The sequence below is a fragment of the Bradyrhizobium centrosematis genome, assembly GCF_045571495.1.
Lineage (GTDB): Bacteria > Pseudomonadota > Alphaproteobacteria > Rhizobiales > Xanthobacteraceae > Bradyrhizobium > Bradyrhizobium centrosematis.
In genome coordinates this window covers 2,653,330-2,679,549 of record NZ_CP120703.1, presented here as the reverse complement: position 1 = coordinate 2,679,549, position 26,220 = coordinate 2,653,330, and the positions used below count along the sequence as shown (strand labels likewise).

Sequence of the window (26,220 nt, the reverse complement as noted above, 5' to 3'; positions counted from 1 at the left end):
TTACTTTTGATGATGTCAATCACGCCGACGCGAGATGACGTAGGATTCGTCGAGAAACCAGAGCCCATTGTACTTTCGCAGCACGTCCCTGGCGGCATCCAGAGTGCGGCCGTTTTGAGTCATTTCTATCAACCGGTCGTCCTCAATCTGAGCGACATACACCGCCGCATTCCACGCTGCAAAGGCTGTCGAGGTTCCGATCGTCCCGGTCACCTCGTTGGGCAGCGCTTCCATATCATACCTGAAGATCGAGCGGTTATCTGCGTAGGCATTAAAATTTAAGTCGCGGCCCACCGAACCGAGTTCATACTTAACGGCGCGCAATAGCTCATGACGGCTCACCGCGAAAGGATTTTCTCCAGGCCAGATCGCCTGGATCATTTCCATGCCCGGATCCTGCCCATGGGAGTGAATACCGATCAGCCGCCCGCCCGGCCGAAGCGCCCGCGCCAGGGGGGCGATGATCCGCTTGGCGCGGAAGTTGACCGAGGACAGGGCGCGGTAGGGCTGGGACGCGATGACGAGGTCGAAATTGGCTTCGGTCTGGCCCGGCCGCGGAATGGTCGAATCCAGCAGGAACCTGTGGTCCTCGCGATACAGCACCAGAACCACCGGCCGCTCATACAGCGGCATGGCGGTGCGCGGGCTGATCGCGGCGCGCCAGTTCTGCTCCAGGAACGGCCGAAGCTCTGCGATCTGCTGCTCGAACTCGCCCGACGAGGCGCCCCGCAGCGGGACCTCGTGCCAGACGGTCGCAGCCGCCGCCGCTGGCGATGCCGGCGTGAGCCAGGGCGCCTCCGAGTAGAACATGTTGGTGAAGACAAACACCGACGCCGGATGCTCGAAAATGCGATCCGGCACCTTCTCCAGCGTCAGGCGCAAATCCTCCAGGCTAAGCTCCTTGCCGGCGACGTAGAACGGCATGTGCGGAAAGCGTTGGTGCGTCGCGCGCAGCACCCGCGCCAGCACCGTGCCGTCGCCGACGCCCGCGTCGAACATGCGCAGGGCCGGCGGGCGCGGATGGATCGAGGTGAGCTCCAGCGCGACCCTGTCGGCGATCACCCGCTTCTCGCTGCAGGTGTGGACGAACAGCAGGTATTTCTGGCGGTTCTCGAAGAAGCGGAAATTACCGCGCGGATCGCGCTTCTCGGGCGGCACCTGAAGCCCCCGCGGCGGCGGCACGCCGCCAGCCATCGAAGCCGCCATATAGGCCTGGATCCGCTCCAGCGTATCGATGGTGATGCGCTTGCCCTCGCGTAGGCGGTGCACCAGCTTCCCATCGTTCACCGCCCGCCGCCCGAACGTCGATTCCGCCATGTCCGCCTTGCGGCAGAACTCCGTGATCTGGCTTAAGATTTCGTCGTTCTTCATGGGTGGGATGCTAGTGGGCAGAACGGGTGGGACCACACCTCGTATCAGAATCTGCCCACCAAGGGAATAGCGGATCGAGGCATCTCCTCGCCATTCGTGCCACCGCGGGCCGTGAACCCTTCCACCCTGCCGGGCAACAAACAGGCGCTCTTCGTCTGATGGGGACCATCGCCATGCGCCGCCTGCTCGTCGCGCTCAGTCTGCTCGCTACAACCCTGTGGTCCGCGCCCGTGGTGGCGCAGGCCCGCAATCAGCTTGGGCCGCTCTGCACCACCGACACGACGCCGGCGGACAAGATGATCGATGCCTGCAACAAGATCATCGCGTTGAAGGTGTTTCGAGGCGAGCAACTGGCGACGATCCATTTCTGGCGCGCGGTGGGCTGGAACAAGAAGGGCGACTATTCGAAGGTCATCGCTGATGCTACCGAAGCGATCCGGCTGCAGCCGAGCCAGGCGGCCTACAATCTCAGGGGGTCGGCCTATTACGACAAGGGCGAGTACGAGATCGCGATCAGCGATTTCGACGACGCGCTGAAGCTCGGGCCGCCCAGCGGCACCATCTTCCACAACCGCGGCAACGCCTGGCGCGGCAAGCACGACTACGCCAAGGCCATTGCCGACTACGACATGGCGATCAAGGCCGATCCGAAATCGGCATTCTCGTTCCAGAATCGCGGCATCTCAAAAGAGGCACTCGGCGATCTCGACGGCGCGCTCTCCGACATCAACCAGGCGATCCGGCTCGATCCATCGCTGCCGCAGCCGCTGATCAACCGCACCGCGATCTGGCGCGCCAGGGGCGACCTCGATCGCGCCATCGCCGACGGCAGCGAGGCGATCCGGCTCGCCAAGGACAAGCCGCCGGTCAACATCATGACGCCGCCGAACAGCGTGCTGATCTCCGGCTACATCCATCGCGCGCTCGCCTATGAAGCCAAAGGCGACTATGCGCACGCAACGGACGATTACAGGACAGCGCTGGCTATCGCGGCGTCGGATGCCGGCAGCAAGGCCAATCAGGCTACCGCCAGGGTGCGGTTATCGCTGGTAACGGAGCCAGCCGCACCGCCCCCGCGCGATGCGCCCTCACCGACGGCGCAGCCGACCTCCGCCCCCGCTCCGCAGCAGACCGGCGCAACGCCCGCGCCCTCGCCCGCTCCGGCCGTCCGCGGCACGCGCATGGCGCTGGTGGTCGGCAACGGCGCCTACGCGCATGTCAAGGCGCTGCCCAATCCGGCCAACGATGCGCGCGCCGTCGCCAAGAGCCTGCGCGACATCGGCTTCACCGTGTCCGAGGGCATCGATCTCGATCGCGCCGCGATGCAGAGAATGACGCGCGAGTTCTTGCGCGAGGCAGCGCGAGCGCAGATTGCCGTGGTCTATTATGCCGGCCATGGCGTGCAGGTCGACGGCCGCAACTATCTCATTCCCGTCGACGTCGAGCTCAAGCCGGGCACGGGCATGACCGCGGCGATGATCGACATGGACACGATCATGGCCGGGCTCGACGACCAGGTTCGCACGAACATTCTGATCTTCGATGCCTGCCGCAACAATCCGATGGCGCAGCAGGTCGCATCCGCCGGTACCAATCGCGCCATTGAAGGCGCCTCCGGTCTGGCGGCACCGACGAGCCTCGGGAGCGGCGCGATGCTGGGCGCCGGCACGCTGATCGCCTTCGCAACGGCGCCAGGGCAGGTCGCCCTCGACGGCGAAGGCGCGAATTCGCCGTTCTCGGCCGCCCTCTCCCGCCATATCGGCACGCCGGGGCTGGAAGTGCAGCAGATGCTGACGCGGGTCCGGGCGGAAGTGGTGTCGAGCACCAAGAACAAGCAGGTGCCGTGGTCGAACTCCTCGCTGCTGGGCGAGGTTTATCTGGCGGAGAAGTGACGACGCGTTTACGCGTCGTCATCCCGGGATGGTGCGCAAGCACCAGACCCGGGATATCGAGATTCCGGTTTCGATGCTTCGCATCGCCCCGGAATGACACTTGACCTCAATTGCCCCACACTTCCTTCGCGATCTCGACGGCCAGGCTGAGCTTGGCCCACTGCTCTTCCTCGGAGAGGATGTTGCCCTCCTCTGTCGAAGCAAAGCCGCATTGCGGGGAGAGCGCGAGCTGCTCCAGCGGTGCGAACTTGGCGGCTTCTTCCAGACGGCGCTTGATGTCGTCCTTCTTCTCCAGCTCGCCGAACTTCGAGGTGATGACGCCGACCACGACGACCTTGTTGCCCTTGGGCAGGAAGCGCAGCGGCTCGAAGCCGCCGGCGCGGTCGCTGTCGTATTCGAGGAAGTAGCCGTCGTAATTGGTGCCGGCGAGCATGGTTTCGGCCACGGGCTCGTAGCCGCCCGAAGAGATCCAGGTCGAGCGGAAATTGCCGCGACAGACATGGGTCGTCACCACCATGTCGGCGGGCTTCTCGGCCAGCGCGTAGTTGATGATGCGCGCATAGATCTGCTGGAGACCGTCCGGATTGTCGCCGCGCTCGCGCGCCTTCTGCAATTCGTCCTGCGAGCAGAGATAGGCCCAAACCGTGTCGTCGAACTGAAGATAGCGGCAGCCGGCGTCATAGAACGCCTTCACCGCCTTGCGATAGGTCTTGCCGAGGTCCTCATAGAACGCCTCGAGATCGGGGTAGACGTCCTTGGAGATCGACTTGCGGCCGCCGCGGAAGTGCAGCACCGCCGGCGAAGGGATCGTCATCTTGGCGGTGACGTGGGCCTGGTCGGCGACCTTCTTCAGGAAGCGGAAGTGGTCGAGCATCGGGTGGCTGTCGGGAAAGTCGAGCTTGCCAATGACGCGCACCGCATCGTGGCGGGTCTGCACGCCCGCGAACTGGATGCCGGTGTCGGGGTGGAACAGCTCGCAGCCGGTGAGCTTGGCCAGGAAGTCGAAGTGCCACCAGGAGCGGCGGAATTCGCCATCGGTCGCGAGCTTCAGGCCGATCGAGGCCTGCTTGTGCACGACCTTCTCGATCTCCATGTCCTCGATCTTGCGCAGATCGTCGGCCGAGATCTCGCCCTTCTCGAGCCGGCTACGGGCTTCCTTGATCTTAGCAGGACGCAGGAGGCTGCCGACCTCGTCGGCGCGGAAGGGGGCTTTGGTTCGCTGCATTTGTTACTCCCGGGACATTTTCTATAGCGTTTTCAAGCGAAGTGGTGACCGGTTCGCGGGAAGAAAACGCGTCGAACAAGTTAGTGGGCCGCCGCCCCTGCGACGCCGAGGTGCCGCTCCAGGACCGAGGGGTCGGCCTTCAGCGCGGCACTCGGGGCGTCGTGGACGATCGTTCCGCGCTCCAATATCACAACCCGATCGGCAAGCCCCAGAATCTTTTGGGCATTCTGTTCGACGATGATCGAGCAGATGCCCCCCGCCCGGGTAATGGTCCCGATCGCCTTCAAGAGCTCCTCGACGATGATGGGCGCCAGCCCCTCGGTCGGCTCGTCCAGCAGCAAGACTTTGGGGTTGAGGGTCAGCGCGCGGCCGATCGCCAGCATCTGCTGCTCGCCGCCGGAGAGCTGGTTGCCAAAGTTGCTCCGCCGCTCCTTGAGCCGCGGGAACATTTCGTAGACCTTCTCGACCGTCCAGGGGCCCGGCTGGGCCACCGCGGTCATGTTCTCCTCGACCGTGAGCGAGCGGAAGATGTTGCGCTCCTGCGGCACCCAGCCGATGCCGGCGCGGGCGCGCTGGTCGGGCCGTAGCGGGGTGACGTCGATGCCGGCGAGCGCGACCGAGCCGGAGAAGCGGCGGGTGACGCCGACGATCGAGTTGATCAGCGTGGTCTTGCCGGTGCCGTTGCGCCCCAGCAGCGCCAGCACCTGCCCCTCGGCGAGCCGCAAGGACATATTCGGCAGCACCACCGCTTCGCCGTATCCGGCGCGAAGCGAATCGATCGCGAGCAGGTCAGACATTGACCGCCTCCTCGCCGAGATAGACCGCCTTGACCTGCGGATCGCGCGCGACCTGCTCGGGCGGGCCCTCGGTCAACAGCGCACCTGAAACCAGCACCGAGATGCGATCGGCAAAGGAGAAGACGAGGTCCATGTCGTGCTCGATCAGCAGCACGGTGACGTCGCGCGGCAGCGCGCCGACGACGGCGAGGATGTCGTGACGTTCGCTCTCGGGCACGCCGGCGGCGGGCTCGTCGAGCAGCAGCACGCGCGGCTTGGCCGCGATCGCGACCGCGATCTCGAGCAGGCGCTGCTTGCCATAAGGCAGCGTCACGGTCTGCTCGTTCATCACGTCGAGCAGGTGGAAGCGCGAGAGCAGATCGGCGATCTCGCCATTGACGTCGCTGCGCGTGCCCATCCGCCGCCACCAGTCGCCGCCATGGCCGAGACGTTCGGAGACGGCGAGGCCGATGGTCTCGAGTGGGGTCAGGTCGGGATAGAGCTGGTTGATCTGGAAGGTGCGCGACAAGCCGCGCAGCACGCGCTTGTGCACGGGCAGATCGGTGATGTCCTGGCCTTCGAGCAGGATGCGGCCCGAATTCGGCTTGAGCACACCGGTGAGCTGGTTGATGACCGTGGTCTTGCCGGCGCCGTTCGGCCCGATCAGCGCGTGGCGGGCGCCTTGCTCGACCTTGAGCGAGAGATCGCGGGTGACGCGCAGGCCGCCGAACTGCTTTTCGAGATTCCGGGTTTCGAGCGCGATGGTCATGCGTCGCCCTCCGGCACGGCAACGACAGCCTTGCGTCCGGCAACCTGCCTGATCACCAGATTGGGAAGGTACAGCACCCAGCGGTGCAGACGCTGGCGACCGACCAGCACGATCACCACCAGCACGAGGCCGATCCAGAACTGCCAGTATTGCGGGGTGATGGTGGAAAACAATTCCTGGAGCATGCGGAACACCACCGCACCGATCAGCCCGCCATAGAGATAGCCGGTGCCGCCGATCACGAGCACCAGCATCAGATCGGCCGACCGCTCGAACGCGAAGACGTCGAGCGAGGCGATCGCGGTGGTCTGGGTGAACAGCGCGCCTGCAATGCCGGCATAGAAGGCCGCAAGCGTGTAGATGGCGATCAGCCGGCGGTTGACGGGGATGCCGATTGCAGCGGCGCGCAGCGGATTGTTCTTGATCGCACGCAGCGACAGGCCGAACGGCGAATGCACGACGCGGCGGGCGAGCAGGAACAGCAGGAACAGGACCGTCAACGAATAGAAGAATCCGGCCTTGCCGAACATGTCGAAGGGGATCACGCCGAAGATCGGCTGCATCTCGATGCCCTGCAGGCCGTCGGTGCCGCCGGTGATGTTGGAGAAGCGTTCGGCCAGCGCCTCCAGCAGCAGCGCGATGCCGAGCGTCACCATCAAACGCGTCAGGTCGACGCCGCGGATCACCAGGAAGCTGGTGGCAAATCCGAGCACCATCGCGGCAAGGCCGGCGACGATCAGCGCCAGCACCGGCTCGTTGATGATGCCGTGAAGCGCAAGAAGCCCGGCGGCATAGGCGCCGACGCCGAAGAACGCCGCATGGCCGAGCGAGACGATGCCGGCATAGCCGAGGATCAGATCGAGCGACATCGCGAACAGCGCGAGCCGCAGGATGTCGGTCATGATCAGATAGCGGTTGGGAAAGGCGAAGCCGCAGGCCAGCACGATCAGCCAGAAGACGACTTCACCGTAGTGCCAGCGCGCCTGGCGCTGGGCGTGATAACCGACGTCGGACGAAGCGCTCATCGGCGAACTCAACGCGCGGCCGTGCGGCCGAACAGGCCGTTCGGGCGCCAGATCAGGATCACGATCATCATGGTGTAGATCACGAAGGGGCCCATCTTCGGCACGTAGTACTTGCCGGCGACGTCGCCGATGCCGAGCAGCAGCGAGGCCAGGAACGGGCCTGTGATCGAGGAGGAGCCCCCGACGGTGACCACGATCAGGAAGTAGATCATGAATTTCAGCGGGAAATAGGGATCGAGGCCGAGGATCTCCGCACTCAATGCGCCGCCGAGACCGGCAAGCCCGCAACCAAAGGCAAAAGTGAAGGCGAACACCTGCGGCACGTTGATGCCGAGGCCGCTCGCCGCGCGCGGATCATCGACGGCGGCGCGCAACCGGCTACCGAAGCGGGTCTTGGCCAGCACCATCTGCAGACCGATGGTGAGCAGGCCGCATATCACGATGATCATCAACCGGTAGCGGCCGATGCCGACGCCGAACAGGTCGAACTGGCCCTGAAGTGCCGCGGGCAGGTTGATGAACACCCGCGAGGATCCCTGGATGTAGTCGACCGCGGCAACCGACATGAAGGTCAGCCCGATGGTGAACAGCACCTGGTCGAGATGGCTGCGCGTATAGAGGTGGCGGTAGAGCGTGCGCTCGAGCGCGATGCCGATCGCCGCCGACGAAACGAAGGCGAGCGGCAGCGCGGCGAAGAATGGCCAGCCCATCCGGTTGACCAGCACCATGCAGACATAGCCGCCGGCCATGGCGAAGGCGCCATGGGCGAGATTGACGAAGTTCATCAGGCCGAGCGTGACTGCGAGCCCGCAGGCGAGCACAAACAGCAGCATGCCGTAGGCAACGCCATCGAACAGGTTGGTGAGGATCGCGGTCATCGGGAGCGGGTGAACCCTGGTAATCACTCGTCATTCCGGGGCAGCGCGGAGCGCTGAACCCGGAATCTCGTTTCAACAATTTCGAGATCCCCGATGCGCGCTAAGCGCGCCCCGGGGATGACGCGCTTTCGCGCGTCACTTCTTGGTCTTGCCGAGATCCTTGACGGCCTCGAAGGTCGCGAACTCGACGTTGTAGAGCTCGCCGTCGACCTTCTCGACCTTGCGGATATAGATGTTCTGCACGATGTCGCGAGTCTCGGGGTCGATGGAGATCGGGCCGCGCGGGCTCTCCCACTTCTGGCCCTTCATCGCTTCGACCAGCTTGGTGCCGTCGGTGTCGCCGCCCGTCTTCTTCAGCGCTTCGTAGATCAGGTGGATGCCGTCATAGCCGCTCACCGCCATGAAGCCCGGACGATTGCCGAACGCCTTCTTGTAGGCTGCGACGAAATCCTTGTTCATCTGCGAGGGATGCGCCGCGGAATAGAGGTGCGCGGTGACCGTGCCGAGCACGGCGTCGCCCATGTTGTTGAGCAGGTCGTCGTCGGTGACGTCGCCCGGCCCGATCACCTTGATGCCGGCCTTGTCCAGGCCCCGCTCGGCATATTGCTTCATGAAGTTGCCGCCCTGGCCGGCGGGCACGAACACGAAGATCGCGTCGGGCTTGGCGTCCTTCATGCGCTGCAGGAACGGTGCGAAGTCGGGGTTGGCAAGTGGAGTCTTGACCTCTTCGACCACCTCGCCGCCGCCCGCGGTGAAGTTCTGCTTGAAGAAGTTCAGCGCGTCGTTGCCCGGCGCATAGTCCGAAGTCAGCGTGGCTACTTTCTTGATGCCGTTCTTCACCGCCCAGTCGCCGATGATGGTCGAGGACTGCGCCAGCGTGAAGCTGGTGCGCACGATATAAGGCGAGCGCTCGGTGATGATGGAGGTCCCGGCCGCCATCACGATTTCCGGGATCTTGGCTTGCGTCGCCAGCGGCGCGGCTGCCAGCGCAGCCGGGGTCACGCCGAAGCCGGCAATGAAGTTGACCTTGTCGTTGACGATCAGCTCTTGCGCGGCGGTCTTGGTCTTGTCCGGGATCGCAGCGTCATCCTTGAGGATGATCTCGACCTTCTTGCCGGCGACGGTGTCGCCCTTCTGCTGCATGTAGAGCTTGATTGCATTCTCGATCTGCTTGCCGGTCGAGGCCTGGCCGCCGGTCATCGGCAGGATCAGGCCGACCTTGACGCTGTCCTCGGCTTTGGATGGCGCAAGCCCCGCAAGGCCCGCGATGGCCACAATGGCAGCCGCCCAAGACGCCTTATGAGACAGTTGCTTGCGTTCGAACATCAGATGTCCCTCCCCTTCATTCCTGACTCTTGTGCCCTGGACCGAGTGCCCGGTCCTTGCCTCAACCTTAGCTCACGCGCGGGCGATGATCGCGCGCCACATGGGCGTCTTCCGCGCCCTGCTTGTCAATCGGACGTTTGGCGACCTTTCGGCACAAGCAAAACGTTCCGAGGCCGATCGACCGAAGCGCTGCGGTGGTTAGGTCGAGATGACCCGGCGCCAAAACGACGGCCTTTCATTTGTACGAATGTACAAAATAAATGGACTTGTCAACGAAAACCCCGGCCGCCGGCCACGGCATGTTGTCGCGAGCCGAGCCTCGCAGTCTAGAAACGGCAGAGATCACGGGGATGGAGGATTTCGTCTTTCCCTTGCAGAATTCGCACATCGGCGCGCCTTGGCTGGCCGCAACTTGGTAATAAATTACCTACCTCGAATAAGTCTATTTTACCTTGTTGAAGGCTACCGTTCTTCCCGCCGGCCCCGGGTCCGGTGCTCAATGACCGAATGCGTGCGCGCCCACACAATGTCCCACAATTTTCGTTCCGCCTTCCTCGTCCTTGCGCTCGCCGCAGGGCTGTCCGGCTGCGGGACGGTCAACGAGAAGCTTTCGGCCGGCATGGGCGACTACGTCCCGCAATGGGCTGGCGGCCTGCCGGCCGACGCTCCGCCGCGCCCGGGCACCCCGCAATACGATGCCTACATGAAGGAACGCGAACGCAAGCGGCTGATGCCGGCGGCCGATCGCGAGAAGGAAGAGCAGGCGCAGAGGGGCGCGACGGGGACGGGTTCAGGCAACGCGGTACGTTGAGACGCGACACATCATCTCGCTGTCATTCCGGACCGCCTCGCAAAGGCAAACTTATGGTGCGCAATTGCGCACCTGAGAATCTCGAGGTTCCGGTTTCGCGCTTCCGCGCGCCCCTGAACGACGGGGCCGTCAATCCACGAACACCACGGTCTTGCGGCCGTTGAGAATGACGCGGTCATCGAGATGGTAGCGGATCGCGCGGGCGAGCACGCGGCGTTCGATATCGCGGCCCTTGCGGACGAGATCTTCTGGCGTGTCGCGATGGCTGATGCGCTCGACGTCCTGGTCGATGATCGGACCCTCGTCCAGATCACGCGTGACGTAATGCGCCGTGGCGCCGATCAGCTTGACGCCGCGCTCATGGGCCTGGTGATAGGGCTTTGCGCCCTTGAAGCCCGGCAGGAACGAATGGTGGATGTTGATGCAGCGTCCCGAAAGCTTTGCTGACAGGTCGTCCGACAGGATCTGCATGTAACGGGCGAGCACGACCAGATCCGTCCCGGTCTTGGCGACGAGGTCGAGGATCTGCGCCTCTTGCTCGCGCTTGGTCTCCTTGGTGACCGGCAGATGGTGGAACGGGATGCCGCCGAAATCGAGCCCGGCATAGACCTCGCGCGGATGGTTGGAGACGATCGCAGTCGGAACCATCGGCAATTCGCCGGTGCGCCAGCGGTAGAGGATATCGACCAGGCAGTGGTCGGACTTCGACACCAGCAGCATCACCTTGCGATGTGCCGCCCGGTCGCGCATCTGCCATTCCATGCCGAACCGCTCGGCGATCGCCGCAAAACCGGTCTGCAGCGCCGACAGTTCCACGGCGAGATCGGCCGCGGTGAACACCACCCGCATGAAGAACTTCTTGGTCTCGATGTCGTCGAACTGCTGGGCATCGAGGATGTTCTGTCCGTTGTGCGCGAGGAACGTCGACACCGCCGAGACGATGCCGGGGCGATCCGGACAGGACAGGGTCAGAACATATTGATGGTCGGGCATGTTGATGAACGGGCTTGGCTCTGATGAAGGTTTGTGCAGCGGAACGGTCTGCGATTTGCGCCTGCTCTAGCACCGACCCCGCCCTTGCGCCAATCCCAACCGCGGAGTCAGGATGAACGGACGATTGCGAATTCTCACGGGAGCATCCCCATGGCCGACCGCCTGAACGGCTACCGCATCCTGATCCTGGAAACGCGCGAGGAAGCACAGTTCTCCAAGCTTCTGGCCGAACAAGGCGCCGAGGTCGTGCAGTGCCCGATGTTCACCATTCACGATGCGCCGGACCCGGCCCCGGTCGAGGCCTGGATCCGCCGCGCCATCGAGAAGCCCCTCGATGACCTCGTGCTGATGACCGGTGAAGGCCTGCGGCGGATCATGAAGCTCGCCGGCGCCCGCGGGCTCGACGCCGCCCTTGTCGCGGCGCTCGCCAAGACCCGGAAATTCACCCGCGGCCCCAAGCCCGGCAAGGCGCTGCGCGAGGTCGGTCTGGAAGCGCAGCAGACCACGGAGAAACCAACCACCGAAGGCGTGATCGAGATGCTGGGTGAGCTCGATCTGAAGGGCCGCCGCCTCGGCCTGCAGCTCTATCCGGACAAGGACCACAGCACGCTGACCGGCGCGTTTGCGGCACAAGGTGCCGAGGTCGATACCGTGCTGCCTTACGTCTACGACTCCAAGGCGGCGGACGCCAATATCGTCGCCGCCGTCGATGACATGGCCGCAGGGCGGATCGACGCCCTGGCGCTCACCAATCTCGGCCAGGTCCGCCGCCTGGTCGAGGCTGCGAAGGCGCATGGCAGCGAGGCCAAGCTGCGCGCCGGCCTCGAACAGACGCTGATTGCGTCGGTCGGCCCGGCGGTCTCCGGCGAGCTCGCTGCCCATGGCCTGCGCACCGACGTCTCGCCGGCCGAAGACGCCTATTTCATGCGTCCGCTGATCTCGGCGATGGCTGCGGCTCTCGCAGAGCGGAAGCCGGCCGCGACTGCCAGATAAGAGCTGAGCGCGGGAGCGGCATGCGGCGGCTCTGATTGACACGCGCGTGGTCGGCCCTAGGTTGCCCGAAATGAAAAGAAACCACACGGGCAGGGAATCGCCGTGACACGAGCCATCGCGCCTTGAGCACGGCCGCACGATCTTCGGCGCTGGCGCCGTTCCGCATCCGCAATTATCGCTTTCAATGGCCATCCGATCTGCTCACCTCCTGGGCGTTCGAGGTGGAGACGCTCGTGCTCGGCTGGTACATCATGGTCGAGACCGGATCGGTGCTGCTGCTCACCGTGCTTGCCTCGCTCCAGTTCGTCGGGACGTTGGTTGCGCCGGTGTTCGGCATGATCGGCGACCGCATGGGCCATCGCGATCTCCTCGTCGTGATGCGTCTTGCCTATACGGTGCTCTCGTCGACCATCATGGCTCTGGCGCTGACCGGACATCTGTCGCCGCTCAGTGTCATGATCATCGTCGCGGTCATGGGCCTGATTCGCCCCTCCGATCTTGGCGTCCGGGGCGCGCTGCTCGCCGAGATCATGCCGGCCGAGCAGCTGGTGGGCGCCATCAGCGTTGCGCGTACGACCCAGGACAGCGCGCGCATCGCCGGAGCCTTGACAGGCGCCGGGCTGTTCGCCGTCCTCGGCATCGGCCTCGTTTATGTGGCGATCGCCTGCCTCTACCTCACGGCCGCGCTTCTCATGCTTTGCCTGACGCGGCCGAAAAGGACCGTCACCACCAGCGATCTTCCGGCGAACAGCCACGCCGTTTCGAGATTGCTGGGCGACTTGAAGGAAGGGATCGTCTACGCCTGGAATGGCCCGGGAATGCGCGCGGCGCTGTGCGTTGCCTTCCTGGCCAATCTCACCGCATTTCCTTTCACCGGCGGACTGTTGCCCTACATCGCCAGGGAAATCTTTCAGACCGACCAGACCGGCCTCGGCTATCTCTCGGCGAGCTTCGCCGTCGGCTCGCTGATCGGCTCCATCACGCTCAGCCTCGTCAGCGGACTGCGCATTGCCCGGCTTCTGATCGGCGCGACCCTCGCCTGGTACGCCATGCTGCTGGTGTTCGTCGAGGTCAGGACCATGCCGGTGGCAATGGCCTGCCTCGTGCTCGCCGGCATCGCCCAGAGCATGTCGATGATCTCGGCAGCGGTGATCCTGATGCGCACGGCGAGCGCGCACCTGCGTGGCCGCGTGATGGGCGTGCGCATGATGGTGATTTACGGCCTGCCAATCGGGCTCCTGGCGGCCGGCAGCATGATCGACGTCATCGGCTATACCGCAACGGGCTCGCTCTATGCCGCCGCAGGCCTGATCGCGATGCTGGCGATCGCGATCCGTTGGCGCGCCGACCTCTGGCCGGTCCACGCACCCGCCAATGCGCGATGACGAGACCTGCTAATCCCCGTAGCCGCGCAGCCGCTCGACATCGAGGATCGTAACCCCGCCATATTCCAGCCGCAGCAGCCCCTCCTTCTCCAGTCGGTTCAGCGCACGGTTGGCGTTCTGGCGGGACATGCCGGAGAGCGCGCCGATCTCCTCCTGGGTGATCTCCAGATGCGCGGTGGATTCCGGATAGAGGATCGGGTTGAACAGCGAGGCGATGCTGCGGGCGAGGCGCGCGGTCGCGTCCAGCGTGCGGTTGACCTCGAGCATGCCGATGAACTGGCCGAGCCGTTCATTGAGCTGGCGCACGAGGAAGCGGTTGAAGCCGACGCTGTTCTCGAACAGCCACATGAAGGCGCTGCGTTCCATCAGCGCGACGCGGCTGTCGCGGAGCGCGACCACGTCATAGCGGCGCGGCTCGTTCTTGAGCACGCTGCCCTCGCCGAACCAGGCCCCAGCCGTCAGCCCGGCAAGGCTGGTCTCCTTGCCGTCGCGCGAGACCCCGCCCATGCGGGCAAGGCCGCTCACCATGCCGGCCCAATAGGCGAACGTGTCGCCGCGCATGAACACGGTCTCGCCGGTGCCGTAGGACCGCTCCGTGATTCCGGCACGCGCGACCTCGATCTCAGCTTGCGTGAGCTCGCGCGACCAGGCGGCGACGCGCTTTAGATGATCTTCTGCAATCATGATCCCGCGGCCAGCCGCACCGTTTGGTCATCCCATCTTCTGTTGCATTGCAACATGATGATTTCAGCCGCCATCCGACGAAAGATGGAGGCCGCTGCCGCCCCGCAAACTTTGTCGCAGAATTGTCAGCCGGGAGACATTTCAAAATAGCGCTTTCCCCTATTGAGGACCACCTTGGGCGATGCGGCTTTTGATCCCTGAGCGGGACGAGAGTGGCGGCTCCGGTCGAGACCATCTGCTGCATGGCCTCACCGGCATGGCCGTACTAGGATCGCTGGCAGGAACGGACGAAGAGCGCAGCTAAAAGCGCCATCACCGGGAGGGATTCGTTTGGTGGCTACCAGTCTCGAAGTTCGCGGCGTATCTTTGCGATTCGGCGGCGTCCGTGCGCTGACCGATGTCAGCTTCGCCATCAAGGACGGCGAGCTGTTCTCGATCATCGGTCCCAACGGTGCCGGCAAGACCTCGATCGTGAACTGTATTTCCGGTCGCTACAAGCCGACCGAAGGCCAGCTGCTCTACGGGGGGCGCGACATCACCGGCCTGACGCCGAATGCGCGGGCCTCGCTCGGCATCGGCCGTACCTTCCAGAATCTGGCGCTGTTCCACCACATGAGCGTGCTCGACAATATCATGGTCGGCCGCCATCACCTTCTCAAGAACAACTTCCTCACGGGCTCGCTGTACTGGCTCACCGGGGCGCGCAAGGAGGAGCTCGAGCACCGCCGCAAGGTCGAGGAGATCATCGACTTCCTCGACCTCCAGTCGGTGCGGAAAGCGCAGGCCGGCACACTCTCCTACGGCCTGCGCAAGCGCGTCGAGCTCGCCCGCGCCATGGCGCTGGAGCCGCGCCTCATCCTCCTCGACGAGCCGATGGCCGGCATGAACTTCGAGGAGAAGGAGGACATGGCGCGCTACATCGTCGATCTCAACGAGGAGTTCGGGATGACGGTGGTGATGATCGAGCACGACATGGGCGTGGTGATGGACATCTCCCACCGCGTCATGGTGCTGGATTTCGGCAAGAAGATCGCCGAAGGCGATCCGACGGCGGTGCTCGCCGATCCCCATGTCAAGCGTGCCTATCTGGGTGAAGAAGACGAGGTGCTGGTCGATCCCGACGACAAGCCCGTTGCTCCGGAGTGCGCGGCATGATGGATTACGCAGGCCGCGTCGCGCAGGCCGACACCTATCCGAAGATGCTCCGGCTCAACGCGAAGGAGCACGGCAACGAGATCGCATTGCGCGAGAAGGATCTCGGACTGTGGCGGCTGTTCACGTGGAACGACTACCAGGCCCGCGTGCGCGACTTCGCCCTCGGTCTCGTCGAATTGGGCCTCGGCCGCGGCGACGTCATCGGTATCATCGGCGACAATCGGCCGGACTGGGTGGCGGCGGAAGTGGCGACGCACGCCATCGGCGGCCTCAGCCTCGGACTTTATCGCGACGTACTGGATGAAGAGGCCTCCTATCTCCTCAACTATGGCGAGGCGCAGCTGGTCTTTGCCGAGGACGAGGAGCAGGTCGACAAGCTGCTCGCTCTCGCCGAGCGCGCGCCGAAGCTGAAGCACATCATCTATTCCGATCCGCGCGGGATGCGGAAATACGACGATCCCAGGCTGATGTCGGCCGAAAGGTTCGCCGAGCTCGGCCGGGCACGTGCCGCGGGCGAGCCGGAGCTCTACGACAAGCTCGTCGATGCCACCAAGGGCGAGGACGTCGCGATCCTCTGCACCACGTCGGGCACCACGTCCCATCCCAAGCTCGCGATGCTCGCCGCCGGCCGCGTGCTCGGCCACTGCGCGACCTATCTCGCCTTCGATCCCAAGGGACCGGACGACGAATATGTCTCGGTGCTGCCGCTGCCCTGGATCATGGAGCAGGTCTACGTGCTCGGCAAAGGCCTCCTTTGCCGGATGAAGATCAACTTCGTCGAAGAGCCCGATACCATGATGAACGATCTGCGCGAGATCGCGCCGACCTTCGTCCTGTTCGCCCCCCGCGTCTGGGAATCCATCGCCGCCGATGTCCGCGCCAAGGTGATGGACGCAACGCCCTTCAAGCAGCGCCTGTTCGACATCGGCATGAAGAACGGCCTCGCCGCGCTCGAACAGGGCAAGCGGTCCGGCTTTGCCGATGCCATCCTGTTCCGCGCGCTCCGCGACCGCCTCGGCTTCACCCGGCTGCGCTCAGCCGCCACCGGCGGCGCGGCGCTCGGGCCTGATACCTTCAAGTTCTTCCAGGCCATGGGCGTGCCGCTGCGCACGCTGTACGGCCAGACCGAGCTGTTGGGCGCGTATACGCTGCATCCCGAAGGCAAGGTCGATCCTGACACCACCGGCGTGCCGATGGCCGACAATGTCGAGATCCGCATCGACAATCCCGACGTCCATGGCGTCGGCGAAATCGTGGTGCGGCATCCCAATATGTTCCTGGGCTACTACAAGAACCCGGAAGCGAGCATCGCCGACATCAAGGACGGCTGGATGTGCTCCGGCGATGCCGGCTATTTCAACGCCAACAACCAGCTCGTCGTCATCGACCGCATCAAGGATCTCGCCGAGACCTCGCGCGGCGAGCGCTTCTCGCCGCAATTCATCGAGAACAAGCTGAAATTCTCGCCCTATATCGCCGAAGCCGTGGTGCTGGGCGCCGGCCGCGACGCACTCGCCGCGATGATCTGCATCCGCTACTCCATCATCTCCAAATGGGCGGAGAAGAATCGCCTCTCCTTCACCACCTACAGCGATCTCGCCTCGCGGCCCGAAGTCTACGCGCTGCTGCAGAAGGAGGTCGAGACCGTCAACGCCACGCTGCCGCCGGCGCAGCGCATCTCGCGCTTCCTGCTGCTTTACAAGGAGCTCGACGCCGACGACGGCGAGCTCACCCGGACGCGAAAGGTGCGTCGCGGCGTCATCAACGAGAAATACGCTGGCATCATCGACGCCATCTACCGCGGCGATTCCGACATCCCCGTCGACACCGTGATCCGCTTCCAGGACGGCACCACGCAGCGGGTGCGAACGACGCTTCGCGTGGTGGACCTCGGCGGACATGGCCACATGGCGGAGGCTGCGGAGTGACACAAACAGTCGTCATGCGCGGGCTTGCCCCGCGCATCCATCCTCTTCCGAGCAATCTTCCTTCCGCATCGATGGATTGCCGGGTCAAGCCCGGCAATGACGAGCTGAGTCACCAAATATGAACACCGCCTTTCTCATCCAGCTCGTGGTCAACGGCCTCGTGGTCGGCACGCTCTATGGCGTGGTCGCGATGTCGTTCGTGCTGATCTACAAGGCGACGCAGGTCGTCAACTTCGCGCAAGGCGAGCTGCTGCTGGTCGGCGCCTGGGTGTGCTGGGCCTTGCTAGCGAAATACCAGGTGCCGTTCTGGATCGGCATGCCGATCACGTTGGTGTTCATGTTCGTGTTCGGCATCGCGGTTCAGGTGCTGATCCTGCGGCCGATGATCGGCGAGCCGATCATCTCGGTGATCATGGTGACGATCGGCCTCTCGACCGTGCTGCAGGCGACGCTGAAATGGATGTTCGGCGTCAATCCGCAGCCGTTCCCGCGCGTGTTCGAGAGCCAGTCGGTCAGCCTGTTCGGACTGCAGATCCAGACCGTCTATGTCATGAGCCTCGTGGTGTCGGTCGCCATGATGGTCGGCATGGCCTGGTTCTTCCGTGCCTCGAAATACGGTCTTGCGATGCGCGCCACAGCGTTCAACCAGCAGGTCGCGCAGTCGCTTGGCATTTCCGTGAAGAGCGTGTTCGCGATGGCCTGGGCGATCTCGGCGACGGTGTCGGCGGTCGCGGGCGTCGTCGTCGCGGTCGTGAACGGCGTGTCTTCGGGCCTCGCTGCCTACGGCATCAAGGTGTTCCCGGCGGCAATCCTGGGCGGGCTCGACTCCGTCGGCGGCGCCGTGCTCGGGGGCATCATCATCGGACTGCTCGAGAACGTCGCGCAATATGTCGACAGCGAGTACCTGCACTGGGGCAATCTCTACGAGATCGCTCCGTTCTACGTCCTCATCATCGTGCTGATGATCAAGCCCTACGGCCTGTTCGGCACCCACGACATCGAACGGATCTGACCCATGGCCGGCCCTACCCTCATTCCTGCTGGTGATTTCCGCACCTCCTATGCAGCCGACACCACGATCTTCCCGACCACGACGGCCCGCAACTTCGCCATTGCAGGCGTGGCGCTGCTGTGCCTCGCGCCGCAATTCTTCAGCGGCTACTGGCTCAGCATCCTGATCCAGATCGGCATCTTCTCGATCGCGGCGCTCGGCCTCAACATCCTCGTCGGCTTCACCGGCCAGATCTCGATCGGGCATGCCGCCTTCTTCCTGCTCGGCGCTTTCACCTCGGCCTACATCTCCAACAACGCGCCGATCCCCGTGTTCTTCGCGATCCCGCTCGCCGGCGTGGTCACCGCGCTGGTCGGCCTGATCTTCGGCATCCCGGCGGCGCGGCTGAAGGGACTCTATCTCGTCATCGCGACGCTGGCCGCGCAATACATCCTGCTCGACTTCTTCTCGCGTGCCGAATGGTTCTCCGGCGGCTCGGTGCCGGCGAGCGCGGAGCCGTTCTCGATCTTCGGCTACACGCTGCGCGGCGATCGGCAGTATTTCTACGTCGTGCTGGCTTACGTGCTCTTGAGCTACATCCTCGTCACCAATCTGATGCGAACCCGCGACGGCCGCGCGCTGGTGGCGATCCGCGACCATTATCTCTCCGCCGAGATCATGGGCATCAACCTGACGAAATACCGCACGCTGTCGTTCGGGCTTGCCGCCTTCTTCGCCGGCATCGCCGGCGCACTTTACGCGCACTATCAGCTCGTGGTGTCGCAGGAGGGCTTCGGCATCGAGCGCTCGATCCTGTTCCTGGCCATGATCATCATCGGCGGCACCGGCTCGATCATGGGCACGCTGATGGGCACCGCCTTCGTGGTGCTGCTGCCGGAATCCATGGAGTTCATCAGCCTGCACCTGAAGGGCGGCGCAATCGACAAGGCGCTCTCCCTCAACACCAACATCACCTTCCTGCGCGAGATCGCGATCGGGGTGATCATCATCGCATTCCTGATGTTCGAGCCTGACGGGCTCGCGCATCGTTGGCGGCAGATCAAGGCGTACTGGAAACTCTACCCGTTCTCGCATTGAGCGCGGGCAACTTCACTTAAGCAATAAACAGGAGGAACCGACCCATGACGATGAAGTCCCTTTTGAGCACCGCATCGCTCGCGTTCGCGATCGCCGCATTCTCGGCCGGCGCGCAGGCGCAGATCGCGATCGGGCACCTCGCCGACTATTCGGGCGGCACCTCCGACGTCGGCACGCCCTATGGCCAGGCCGTCGCGGACACCTTCGCCTGGGTCAACAAGAACGGCGGCATCAATGGCAAGCAGGTCAACGTCGACACCAACGACTATGGCTACCAGGTGCCGCGCGCGATCGCGCTGTACAAGAAGTGGTCCGCTCCGGACAGCAAGGTCGCCGCGATCATGGGCTGGGGCACCGCCGACACCGAGGCGCTGACCGGATTCCTCGCCCAGGACAAGATCCCCGACATGTCCGGCTCCTACGCCGCAGCACTCACCGATCCCGAAGGCGTCAGCGGCAAGGCCAAGCCCGCGCCCTATAACTTCTTCTATGGCCCGAGCTATTCGGACTCGCTACGCGCGATGCTGATGTGGGCCGCCGAGGATTGGAAGGCCAAGGGCAAGTCCGGCAAGCCGAAATTCGTGCATATGGGCGCCAACCATCCCTACCCGAACGCACCGAAGGCCGCCGGCGAAGCCATGGCGCAGGAGCTCGGCTTCGAGGTGCTGCCGCCGCTGGTGTTCGCGCTGACGCCGGGCGACTACAGCGCGCAGTGCCTGAGCCTGAAATCCTCCGGAGCCAACTACGCCTATCTCGGCAACACAGCGGCCTCGAACATCTCGGTGATGAAGGCCTGCAAGACCGCTGGCGTCGAGATCCAGTTCCTCGGCAACGTCTGGGGCATGGACGAGAGCGCCGCCAAGACGGCGGGCGATTCAGCCAATGGGGTGATCTTCCCCTTGCGCACCGCGGTGAGCTGGGGCGGCGATGCGCCCGGCATGAAGACGGTGATGGAGATCTCGAAGATGTCCGACCCCAGCGGCAAGGTCTATCGTCCCGTGCACTACGTCGCCGCGGTCTGCTCGGCGCTGTACATGAAGGAGGCGATCGACTGGGCCGTCAAGAACGGCGGCGCCACCGGTGAGAACGTCGCCAAGGGCTTCTACCAGAAGAAGGATTGGGTACCGGCCGGAATGGAAGGCGTCTGCAATCCCTCGACCTGGACCGACAAGGATCATCGCGGCACGCTGAAGGTCGATCTCTACCGCACCAAGATTTCGGGCGCGACCGACGGCGATCTCAACGATCTCATGGCCAAGGGCACGATCAAGCTCGAGAAGGTCAAGACCGTCGAGCTGCCGCGCAAGCCGGAACTGCTGGGCTGGTGATTGAAGTCTCCGACGTCATGGCCGGGCTTGTCCCGGCCATGACGACAGTCACGAATTGGCGACATACCGAATGACCGAAATCAGTGAAGCGACCCGTCCCTCCCCCAGCATCGTCCCCGCGCCGCCCCTCCTCGCGGTGCGCAACATCGAGGTCGTCTATGACGACGTGATCCTGGTGCTGCGCGGCCTCAGCCTCGACGTGCCCAAGGGCGCGATCGTGGCGCTGCTGGGCGCCAACGGCGCCGGCAAGTCGACGACGCTGAAGGCGATCTCGGGGCTGCTCAAGACCGAGGACGGCGAAGTCACGCGCGGCGAAATTGTGTTCGACAACGAGCGGATCGACGGGATCGACCCCGACAAGATCGTCCGCCGCGGCATCTTCCAGGTCATGGAGGGCCGCCGCATCGTCGCCGACATGACCTCGCTCGAAAACCTCAAGCTCGGCGCCTTCACCCGCCGGGACCGCGAAGTCGATTCCGACCTCGACATGGTCTTCAACTACTTCCCGCGCCTGAAGGAGCGCACCGGGCTCGCCGGCTATCTCTCCGGCGGCGAGCAGCAAATGCTCGCGATCGGCCGCGCGCTGATGGCGCGCCCGAAGATGATCCTGATGGACGAGCCCTCGATGGGCCTGTCGCCGCTGCTGGTGAAGGAGGTGTTCTCGATCATCCAGAAGATCAACCGCGACCTCGGCGTCACCATCCTGCTGGTGGAGCAGAACGCACGCGCTGCGCTGTCGGTGGCGAGCCACGGCTACATCATGGAGCAGGGCAAGGTCGTGCTCGACGGCTCCGCCGACGAATTGCGCGACAACGAGGACGTCAAGGAATTCTACCTCGGCGGCGCCGGCGACCAGCGCAAGAGCTTCAAGAACCTCAAGAGCTTCAAGCGGCGCAAGCGGTGGCTCTAACCCAGCACCTGCTCCGCTTCCGTGACTGCGCAGAGAACATGATAGAACGACGATGCGGGAATGGTGTCGATCAGCGATTTGCCGTCGCGGTCGAACTGGTCGTACCAGCCGCCCCTCACGGGATGGCTGAGATAATGCCGCTCGAGCCGCACCAGCGCCGCGCGCGCCTCCTCGGCCGCGCCCGCCTCGCCGGATTCGGCCTGCGCGATCCACGCCTTCGCGATCTCGGTCTGCGGCCACAGCCGGCGCGTGCTCCGACGGATGTTGCCGCTCGCATCGCCCTCGTCGATCAGGCAGCCCGTCGCCTCGTCGCGATAGCGCAGCGCAGTCGCCAGCAGCTCCGCGCGCCGCTGTACGGTCGGGCAGCCCGTGATGCGTTCGAATCCCTTCAGCAGCCAGACCCATTCCGCCTGATGGCCCGGCTCGACGCTGACCGGCTCGATCTTCGACCAGTCCTCCTCGAAATACTCCGTCAGGATGCGCTTCTGCTTATCGTAGAGATTGGCCAGGAAAAGCGCGAAGAATTCGCCAGCGCGGTTCTGGAACGAGAGATCGTGGGTCGCATCGAAACAGGCGATCATCGCCTCGAACAGATGCATGTGCGGGTTCTGCCGGCGCGGCAACGAGACCGGAAGGCCTTCGTGCACGCCGCCGTGCGGCGAACGGAGATGGCGGTCAAGGAAGGCGAGCAGCGCGTCGATCTCGGCTCGAATTTGCGCGTCCTGGTCGAGCGCATAGACGGTCGCGAGAGCAAACAGGATGAAGGCGTGGTCGTAGGCATCGCGCCGGCCGTCCAGCACCGTGCCCTCCGGCGTCAGCCGGTGCACATAGCCGGGCCTGCCGTCGGGCGACTTGGCTTTGGCCAGAAAATGCTCCAATCCCTTCAGCGCAATGGCGCGCCCCTCGGGATACCAGCCCAACTGCGCAGCCTTGGCATAGCAATAGATCTGGCGGGCCTGCACGAACACGCGCCGCGGCGCGGCCGTGTCCGCGGTACCATCGGGGTGCAGCCGATCGATGAAACCGCCCGCGGCGTGATCCCACCCGACGGTCGACCACAGCGGCAGCGCGTCGTCGATCATGCGGCGCTTCAGGCGCGCGACGACATCCGCAGCCTCATTCGCCGCAATGCTTCCTACGTCCGCCATCAGGTCCTCTCTCGGCCTCACCAATGGCGGTCTGATACCCATGCCGGTGGCGGCGCGCAACGGATGCCAACACGGAAAGAACAGCCATGACCGCCCATTATGATGCCCGTGAGACCCGTGAGCCGGCAGCCCGCGAGGCCGATCTGTTCTCCCGCCTGCCGGAGGTGCTGCGATCCGCCATGGCCGCCCCGGCCTATGCCGAGCGGCTGAGGGGTCTCGATCCCGCCGCCGTGACCTCCAGGGCGGCGCTGGCGGGCCTGCCGGTGTTGCGCAAGTCGGAACTGCCCTCGCTGCATAAGGCCTCAGCGCCCTTCGGAGGCTTCGTGGCGGCGGCCCCTGGCTCATTTGCCCGCCTCTTCACCTCGCCCGGCCCCATCTTCGAGCCCGAGGGGCGGCAGGCCGATCCCTGGCGCGGCGCAAGGGCCCTGTTCGCGGCCGGGTTCCGCCCCGATGACATCGTTCTCAACACCTTCAGCTACCATCTCACGCCCGGCGGCTTCATTTTCGATGCGTCGGCACGCGCGCTCGGCTGCGCCGTGATCCCCGCGGGGCCCGGCAATACCGAGCAGCAATTCGAGCTTATCGAGGCCTACCGGCCGGTCGGCTACAGCGGCACGCCGGACTTCCTGAAGATATTGCTCGATGCGGCAGCGAGCTCGAAGCGCGACGTTTCCTCGATCAGGCGCGCACTGGTTTCGGGCGCCGCCTTCCCGCTTTCGCTCCAGGCCGAGATCAAGGCGCGCGGCATCGACGCCTACCAGGCCTTCGGCACCGCCGATCTCGGCCTCATCGCCTTCGAGACCGAGGCGCGCGAGGGCATGGTTGTGAACGAGGACCTGATCCTGGAGATCGTCAAGCCCGGCACCGGCGATCCCGTCGCGCCCGGCGACGTCGGCGAGATTGTCGTGACCTCACTCGACCCGCATCATCCCTGGATCCGCCTTGCGCTCGGCGACCTCACCGCCGCGCTGCCGGGGCCGAGCAGATGCGGCCGCACCAATATGCGCATCAAGGGCTGGATGGGCCGCGCCGATCAGACCACCAAGGTCAAGGGCATGTTCGTCCGTCCCGAGCAGATCGCCGAGATCGGCAAGCGCCATTCCTCGCTCGGAAGACTACGCCTCGTCGTCACACGACAGGACGAGACCGACGCGATGACATTGAGGGCGGAAACGGCGACCGCGAGCGAAGCGCTACGCGAGGAGATCGCGGCCAGCTTGCGCGCCGTGACGAAGCTCGGCGGCAATGTCGAGCTGGTCAGCCCCGGCGTGCTGCCGAACGACGGCAAGGTGATCGCGGACGAGCGCTAGCCTCTGTCCTCTGCGACGACGACTGAGTCGCACCTATCCGCGAATATCCTGTCCGAGGGTGTTACACAGCGGCTATTTCGTGCCGATGGCCGCCCACGACATCTGGTTGACCCATTCGGTCCGTACGTTTTTTAGCCCGGCCCCTTCCATCAGGGTCAGAACCGTTTCACGACGCCAGTAATTTGCGATACGCGGCAGCATCTGGTCAAAGACAATCGATCGGACGTGGCGGAACGAAAACGCCCGCAACTGTTCCAAATACTCCAGCCGCCCGACCCCGAGGCGAAGCAGTACCCACAGTACCAAGCTCGGATAGAGCGATAGATGGTGGACGAGACTGATCGGCAGGCGCGAGAACAACGCCTTGCGCAACGGATCGGCGAAACGGACGATCCACTCGTTGTTCTCATATCCGTAGACCCAGATCAAGACGCGCCCGCCAGGCTTTGCCGCCTTCACCATTTGCCGCAGCGCGAGCTCAGGGTTTTCGAGGTGATGAATGACGCCGATCGAGAATGCGACGTCGAAACGATCTTCGAAACCAATGTCGAACGCGCTACGCTTCAGCACGGTAGCATTCGGGTATTTCGCGAGGTTGCGCCGCGCAACCTCGAGCGAGCCGTCATCTATGTCGATCGAGATGGCTTCGCGTACGCCGTATTTCAGCGGCCAGAGCGAATTGCGCCCGGTGCCGCAGCCGACGTCGAGCACACTCATGCCGCTCCAGTCGTCTGGCCCGAGAAACGGCGTCCACTTGCGGAACTGGGTTTCGTAGTCGGCTCGGATCTCGTTATAATGGCTCCATTCGTACCCGAAACGCTCGGACGAGCCGGCCGGCTTATCCATGTTCTCCGTCATCAAAATCTTCCCGTTGGGGCAACGTGTGCCTTGAGCCGCGCGAGGCCGTCGCGGATGGCGACTGGCAGCGCCCTGACAACCCGCTTGCGCACGCGGAACCAAGTTGGCGACAAATCGGCGATTGCTACCCCCTCCGGCACGCGTGTGGCGCGGATCATCGGGTCGAGCGTAGCTTGATGCTCGCGGCGGACATAGAGGACAATGTTGTAGCGATACCAGAACGAGATACGGTGATCACTCATGATCTTTGGCCGGACAAAGTCGTAGGCATCAAAGCCGTGCCGAATAAGCCGCTCCCGCCAAAAATCTAGCGGCTGCTCGTTGACATGATATTCGCCACCCTGCCCGGGCACTGCCGCCGAAAAAAGCAAATACTTCTCCGCGTGTGTCGCCAAATTGTGCACGAACTGGTCGGCGAATTGCATGTCGATGTGCTCGGCGACTTCCAGCGACTGCACTAGATCGAAGCGGCGGGACAGGTCGAGCGGCCGCGACAAGTCCGCAGGCTTAAACAGCTCGCGTGGAATCTCCAAGGCGTTCTGATTGACGTAGTCACCGTCGACGCCCCTGACATCGCTAACGCCGGATGCGCGCCAAACGCTCAGCCAGCTCCCGCCGGCACAGCCGATGTCGGCCACGCTCGCAATTGGCAAGACGCCCAATAGTAGCGGAATGATTTCGGAGGCAGCGTAATGCGACGAGAGGGATGCGTAATCCATGAACTTTTCGTCGTACTGGCGCTGACCGACGTTTTCACTCATACGCTGAGCACCTTCAGATAGGCGACATCGTGCATCGGTCCCCTCAACACCCGCGTCCGTGCGACGTTGGCCGCACACGACACGATCGCCACGAGCTGCTCCAACTTGCGCGGAAATCGGCCCCTATCCATTCGGAAAAACAGCTCCTTGGCGCGGTCGCGCGAATTAACCGGCAGGATGGCATCGATAATGTGAAACGAGCCCCCGGGCCTGACGACACGCAGCGCCTCCAGAACCATCGCCTGGAGCTGCTCTCCGTCGAGATGATGCGTGGTCGCGACCGAGATAACCTGATCGAACAAGTTATCGGGAAAAGAGAGCTTTGTCGCATCCATCGCAATGAAGTCGCCGCCAGAGCGAATGCGTTTTGCGGACGCGATGTAATCGGGATTGATGTCGATGCCGACATAGCGCCCGGGGATGAGACTGCGTGTCGCGCCGGTGCCGCAGCCTAGGTCGAGCACGTGGCTCGCCTCGTCCAATGGCACTTCCTCGGTTAGCAACTGCGTGTAGCGGCGCACGGTGGGTTGCCCGATGAACTGGTTGAGATCGTAGACAGCGGGCAGTTCTAGAAGCCGCTCCAGCGCTTTCCGCAACATCCGATC

The 26,220-nt window shown here is 64.1% G+C and carries 24 protein-coding genes; 11 read left to right on the top strand and 13 right to left on the bottom strand.

The window, feature by feature from the left end:
* Positions 1 to 15 precede the first annotated feature (15 nt).
* On the bottom strand, positions 16 to 1,371 hold the full coding sequence (locus P6U31_RS12835) for a hypothetical protein (protein WP_407188773.1): 1,356 nt from the start codon (positions 1,369 to 1,371) through the stop codon (positions 16 to 18).
* A gap of 173 nt (positions 1,372 to 1,544) precedes the next feature.
* Here P6U31_RS12835 and P6U31_RS12830 point away from each other — a divergent pair, with 173 nt between their 5' ends.
* Positions 1,545 to 3,263, top strand: coding sequence for a caspase family protein (locus P6U31_RS12830; RefSeq protein ID WP_407188772.1), 1,719 nt, complete (start codon positions 1,545 to 1,547; stop codon positions 3,261 to 3,263).
* 106 nt (positions 3,264 to 3,369) lie between these two features.
* Here P6U31_RS12830 and P6U31_RS12825 read toward each other — a convergent pair whose 3' ends face one another.
* From P6U31_RS12825 to P6U31_RS12800, 6 genes are all read right to left on the bottom strand, one after another.
* Entirely contained in the window at positions 3,370 to 4,488 is a 1,119-nt protein-coding gene (locus P6U31_RS12825) for a cobalamin-independent methionine synthase II family protein (protein WP_407188771.1), read from the bottom strand.
* Between the two features lie 80 nt (positions 4,489 to 4,568).
* Entirely contained in the window at positions 4,569 to 5,285 is a 717-nt protein-coding gene (locus P6U31_RS12820; protein ID WP_407188769.1) for an ABC transporter ATP-binding protein, read from the bottom strand.
* Entirely contained in the window at positions 5,278 to 6,033 is a 756-nt protein-coding gene (locus tag P6U31_RS12815) for an ABC transporter ATP-binding protein (RefSeq protein WP_407188768.1), read from the bottom strand. The genes P6U31_RS12820 and P6U31_RS12815 overlap by 8 nt, the downstream gene beginning before the upstream one ends.
* Entirely contained in the window at positions 6,030 to 7,058 is a 1,029-nt protein-coding gene (locus tag P6U31_RS12810) for a branched-chain amino acid ABC transporter permease (RefSeq protein WP_407188767.1), read from the bottom strand. Before P6U31_RS12810 ends, P6U31_RS12815 begins: the two co-directional genes overlap by 4 nt.
* 8 nt (positions 7,059 to 7,066) lie before the next feature.
* Positions 7,067 to 7,936, bottom strand: a complete 870-nt coding sequence (locus tag P6U31_RS12805) for a branched-chain amino acid ABC transporter permease (RefSeq protein ID WP_027576764.1) — start codon at positions 7,934 to 7,936, stop codon at positions 7,067 to 7,069.
* A gap of 135 nt (positions 7,937 to 8,071) precedes the next feature.
* Positions 8,072 to 9,262 carry an ABC transporter substrate-binding protein gene (locus P6U31_RS12800; RefSeq protein ID WP_407188766.1) on the bottom strand — a complete coding sequence of 397 codons (1,191 nt, stop codon included), beginning with the start codon at positions 9,260 to 9,262 and terminating at the stop codon, positions 8,072 to 8,074.
* Between the two features lie 526 nt (positions 9,263 to 9,788).
* Between P6U31_RS12800 and P6U31_RS12795 the strand changes: the two genes are divergently transcribed.
* Positions 9,789 to 10,073: a hypothetical protein gene (locus P6U31_RS12795; protein WP_407188765.1), complete on the top strand. Its 285-nt coding sequence runs from the start codon at positions 9,789 to 9,791 to the stop codon at positions 10,071 to 10,073.
* A 129-nt stretch (positions 10,074 to 10,202) separates the two neighbouring features.
* On the opposite strand, the gene purU is transcribed toward P6U31_RS12795, so the two are convergent.
* Positions 10,203 to 11,066: a formyltetrahydrofolate deformylase gene (purU, locus tag P6U31_RS12790; RefSeq protein ID WP_407188764.1), complete on the bottom strand. Its 864-nt coding sequence runs from the start codon at positions 11,064 to 11,066 to the stop codon at positions 10,203 to 10,205.
* Positions 11,067 to 11,216: 150 nt separating this feature from the next.
* Between purU and P6U31_RS12785 the strand changes: the two genes are divergently transcribed.
* Together P6U31_RS12785 and P6U31_RS12780 are read left to right on the top strand one after the other, a co-directional pair.
* Positions 11,217 to 12,059 (top strand): uroporphyrinogen-III synthase, encoded by an 843-nt coding sequence (locus tag P6U31_RS12785; RefSeq protein ID WP_407188762.1) that lies wholly within the window; start codon positions 11,217 to 11,219, stop codon positions 12,057 to 12,059.
* Positions 12,060 to 12,181: 122 nt separating this feature from the next.
* Positions 12,182 to 13,444 carry an MFS transporter gene (locus tag P6U31_RS12780; protein WP_407188761.1) on the top strand — a complete coding sequence of 421 codons (1,263 nt, stop codon included), beginning with the start codon at positions 12,182 to 12,184 and terminating at the stop codon, positions 13,442 to 13,444.
* Between the two features lie 9 nt (positions 13,445 to 13,453).
* On the opposite strand, the gene P6U31_RS12775 is transcribed toward P6U31_RS12780, so the two are convergent.
* Positions 13,454 to 14,128 (bottom strand): Crp/Fnr family transcriptional regulator, encoded by a 675-nt coding sequence (locus P6U31_RS12775; RefSeq protein ID WP_128926834.1) that lies wholly within the window; start codon positions 14,126 to 14,128, stop codon positions 13,454 to 13,456.
* Between the two features lie 333 nt (positions 14,129 to 14,461).
* Between P6U31_RS12775 and P6U31_RS12770 the strand changes: the two genes are divergently transcribed.
* The 6 genes from P6U31_RS12770 to P6U31_RS12745 all read left to right on the top strand — a co-directional run bounded on the left by P6U31_RS12770 (position 14,462) and on the right by P6U31_RS12745 (position 21,538).
* On the top strand, positions 14,462 to 15,283 hold the full coding sequence (locus tag P6U31_RS12770) for an ABC transporter ATP-binding protein (RefSeq protein WP_407188759.1): 822 nt from the start codon (positions 14,462 to 14,464) through the stop codon (positions 15,281 to 15,283).
* Positions 15,280 to 17,211, top strand: coding sequence for a long-chain fatty acid--CoA ligase (locus tag P6U31_RS12765; protein WP_407188758.1), 1,932 nt, complete (start codon positions 15,280 to 15,282; stop codon positions 17,209 to 17,211). Before P6U31_RS12770 ends, P6U31_RS12765 begins: the two co-directional genes overlap by 4 nt.
* 118 nt (positions 17,212 to 17,329) lie before the next feature.
* The gene (locus tag P6U31_RS12760; protein WP_407188757.1) at positions 17,330 to 18,223 is read left to right on the top strand and encodes a branched-chain amino acid ABC transporter permease; all 894 of its coding nucleotides are present in this window, start codon (positions 17,330 to 17,332) and stop codon (positions 18,221 to 18,223) included.
* 3 nt (positions 18,224 to 18,226) lie between these two features.
* A complete protein-coding gene (locus P6U31_RS12755) occupies positions 18,227 to 19,300 on the top strand; it encodes a branched-chain amino acid ABC transporter permease (RefSeq protein WP_407188756.1) in 1,074 nt (357 codons plus the stop codon).
* A 44-nt stretch (positions 19,301 to 19,344) separates the two neighbouring features.
* Positions 19,345 to 20,628: an ABC transporter substrate-binding protein gene (locus P6U31_RS12750; protein ID WP_407188754.1), complete on the top strand. Its 1,284-nt coding sequence runs from the start codon at positions 19,345 to 19,347 to the stop codon at positions 20,626 to 20,628.
* Positions 20,629 to 20,698: 70 nt separating this feature from the next.
* Positions 20,699 to 21,538 (top strand): ABC transporter ATP-binding protein, encoded by an 840-nt coding sequence (locus P6U31_RS12745; protein WP_407188752.1) that lies wholly within the window; start codon positions 20,699 to 20,701, stop codon positions 21,536 to 21,538.
* On the opposite strand, the gene P6U31_RS12740 is transcribed toward P6U31_RS12745, so the two are convergent.
* Positions 21,535 to 22,686: an AGE family epimerase/isomerase gene (locus tag P6U31_RS12740; RefSeq protein WP_407188750.1), complete on the bottom strand. Its 1,152-nt coding sequence runs from the start codon at positions 22,684 to 22,686 to the stop codon at positions 21,535 to 21,537. The two genes, P6U31_RS12745 and P6U31_RS12740, sit on opposite strands and share 4 nt — an antisense overlap.
* Before the next feature lie 86 nt (positions 22,687 to 22,772).
* On the opposite strand from P6U31_RS12740, the gene P6U31_RS12735 reads away from it, so the two are divergent.
* The gene (locus P6U31_RS12735; protein ID WP_407188749.1) at positions 22,773 to 23,996 is read left to right on the top strand and encodes a phenylacetate--CoA ligase family protein; all 1,224 of its coding nucleotides are present in this window, start codon (positions 22,773 to 22,775) and stop codon (positions 23,994 to 23,996) included.
* Between the two features lie 72 nt (positions 23,997 to 24,068).
* Here the strand turns inward: P6U31_RS12735 and P6U31_RS12730 are convergent, their stop codons facing one another.
* Genes P6U31_RS12730 through P6U31_RS12720 form a run of 3 tightly spaced genes read right to left on the bottom strand, consistent with a single transcriptional unit; the run spans position 24,069 to position 26,214 of the window.
* On the bottom strand, positions 24,069 to 24,854 hold the full coding sequence (locus tag P6U31_RS12730; protein ID WP_407188748.1) for a class I SAM-dependent methyltransferase: 786 nt from the start codon (positions 24,852 to 24,854) through the stop codon (positions 24,069 to 24,071).
* The gene (locus P6U31_RS12725; protein ID WP_407188747.1) at positions 24,854 to 25,615 is read right to left on the bottom strand and encodes a methyltransferase domain-containing protein; all 762 of its coding nucleotides are present in this window, start codon (positions 25,613 to 25,615) and stop codon (positions 24,854 to 24,856) included. Before P6U31_RS12725 ends, P6U31_RS12730 begins: the two co-directional genes overlap by 1 nt.
* The gene (locus P6U31_RS12720) at positions 25,612 to 26,214 is read right to left on the bottom strand and encodes a class I SAM-dependent methyltransferase (RefSeq protein ID WP_407188746.1); all 603 of its coding nucleotides are present in this window, start codon (positions 26,212 to 26,214) and stop codon (positions 25,612 to 25,614) included. The genes P6U31_RS12725 and P6U31_RS12720 overlap by 4 nt, the downstream gene beginning before the upstream one ends.
* Between the last annotated feature and the right edge of the window lie 6 nt (positions 26,215 to 26,220).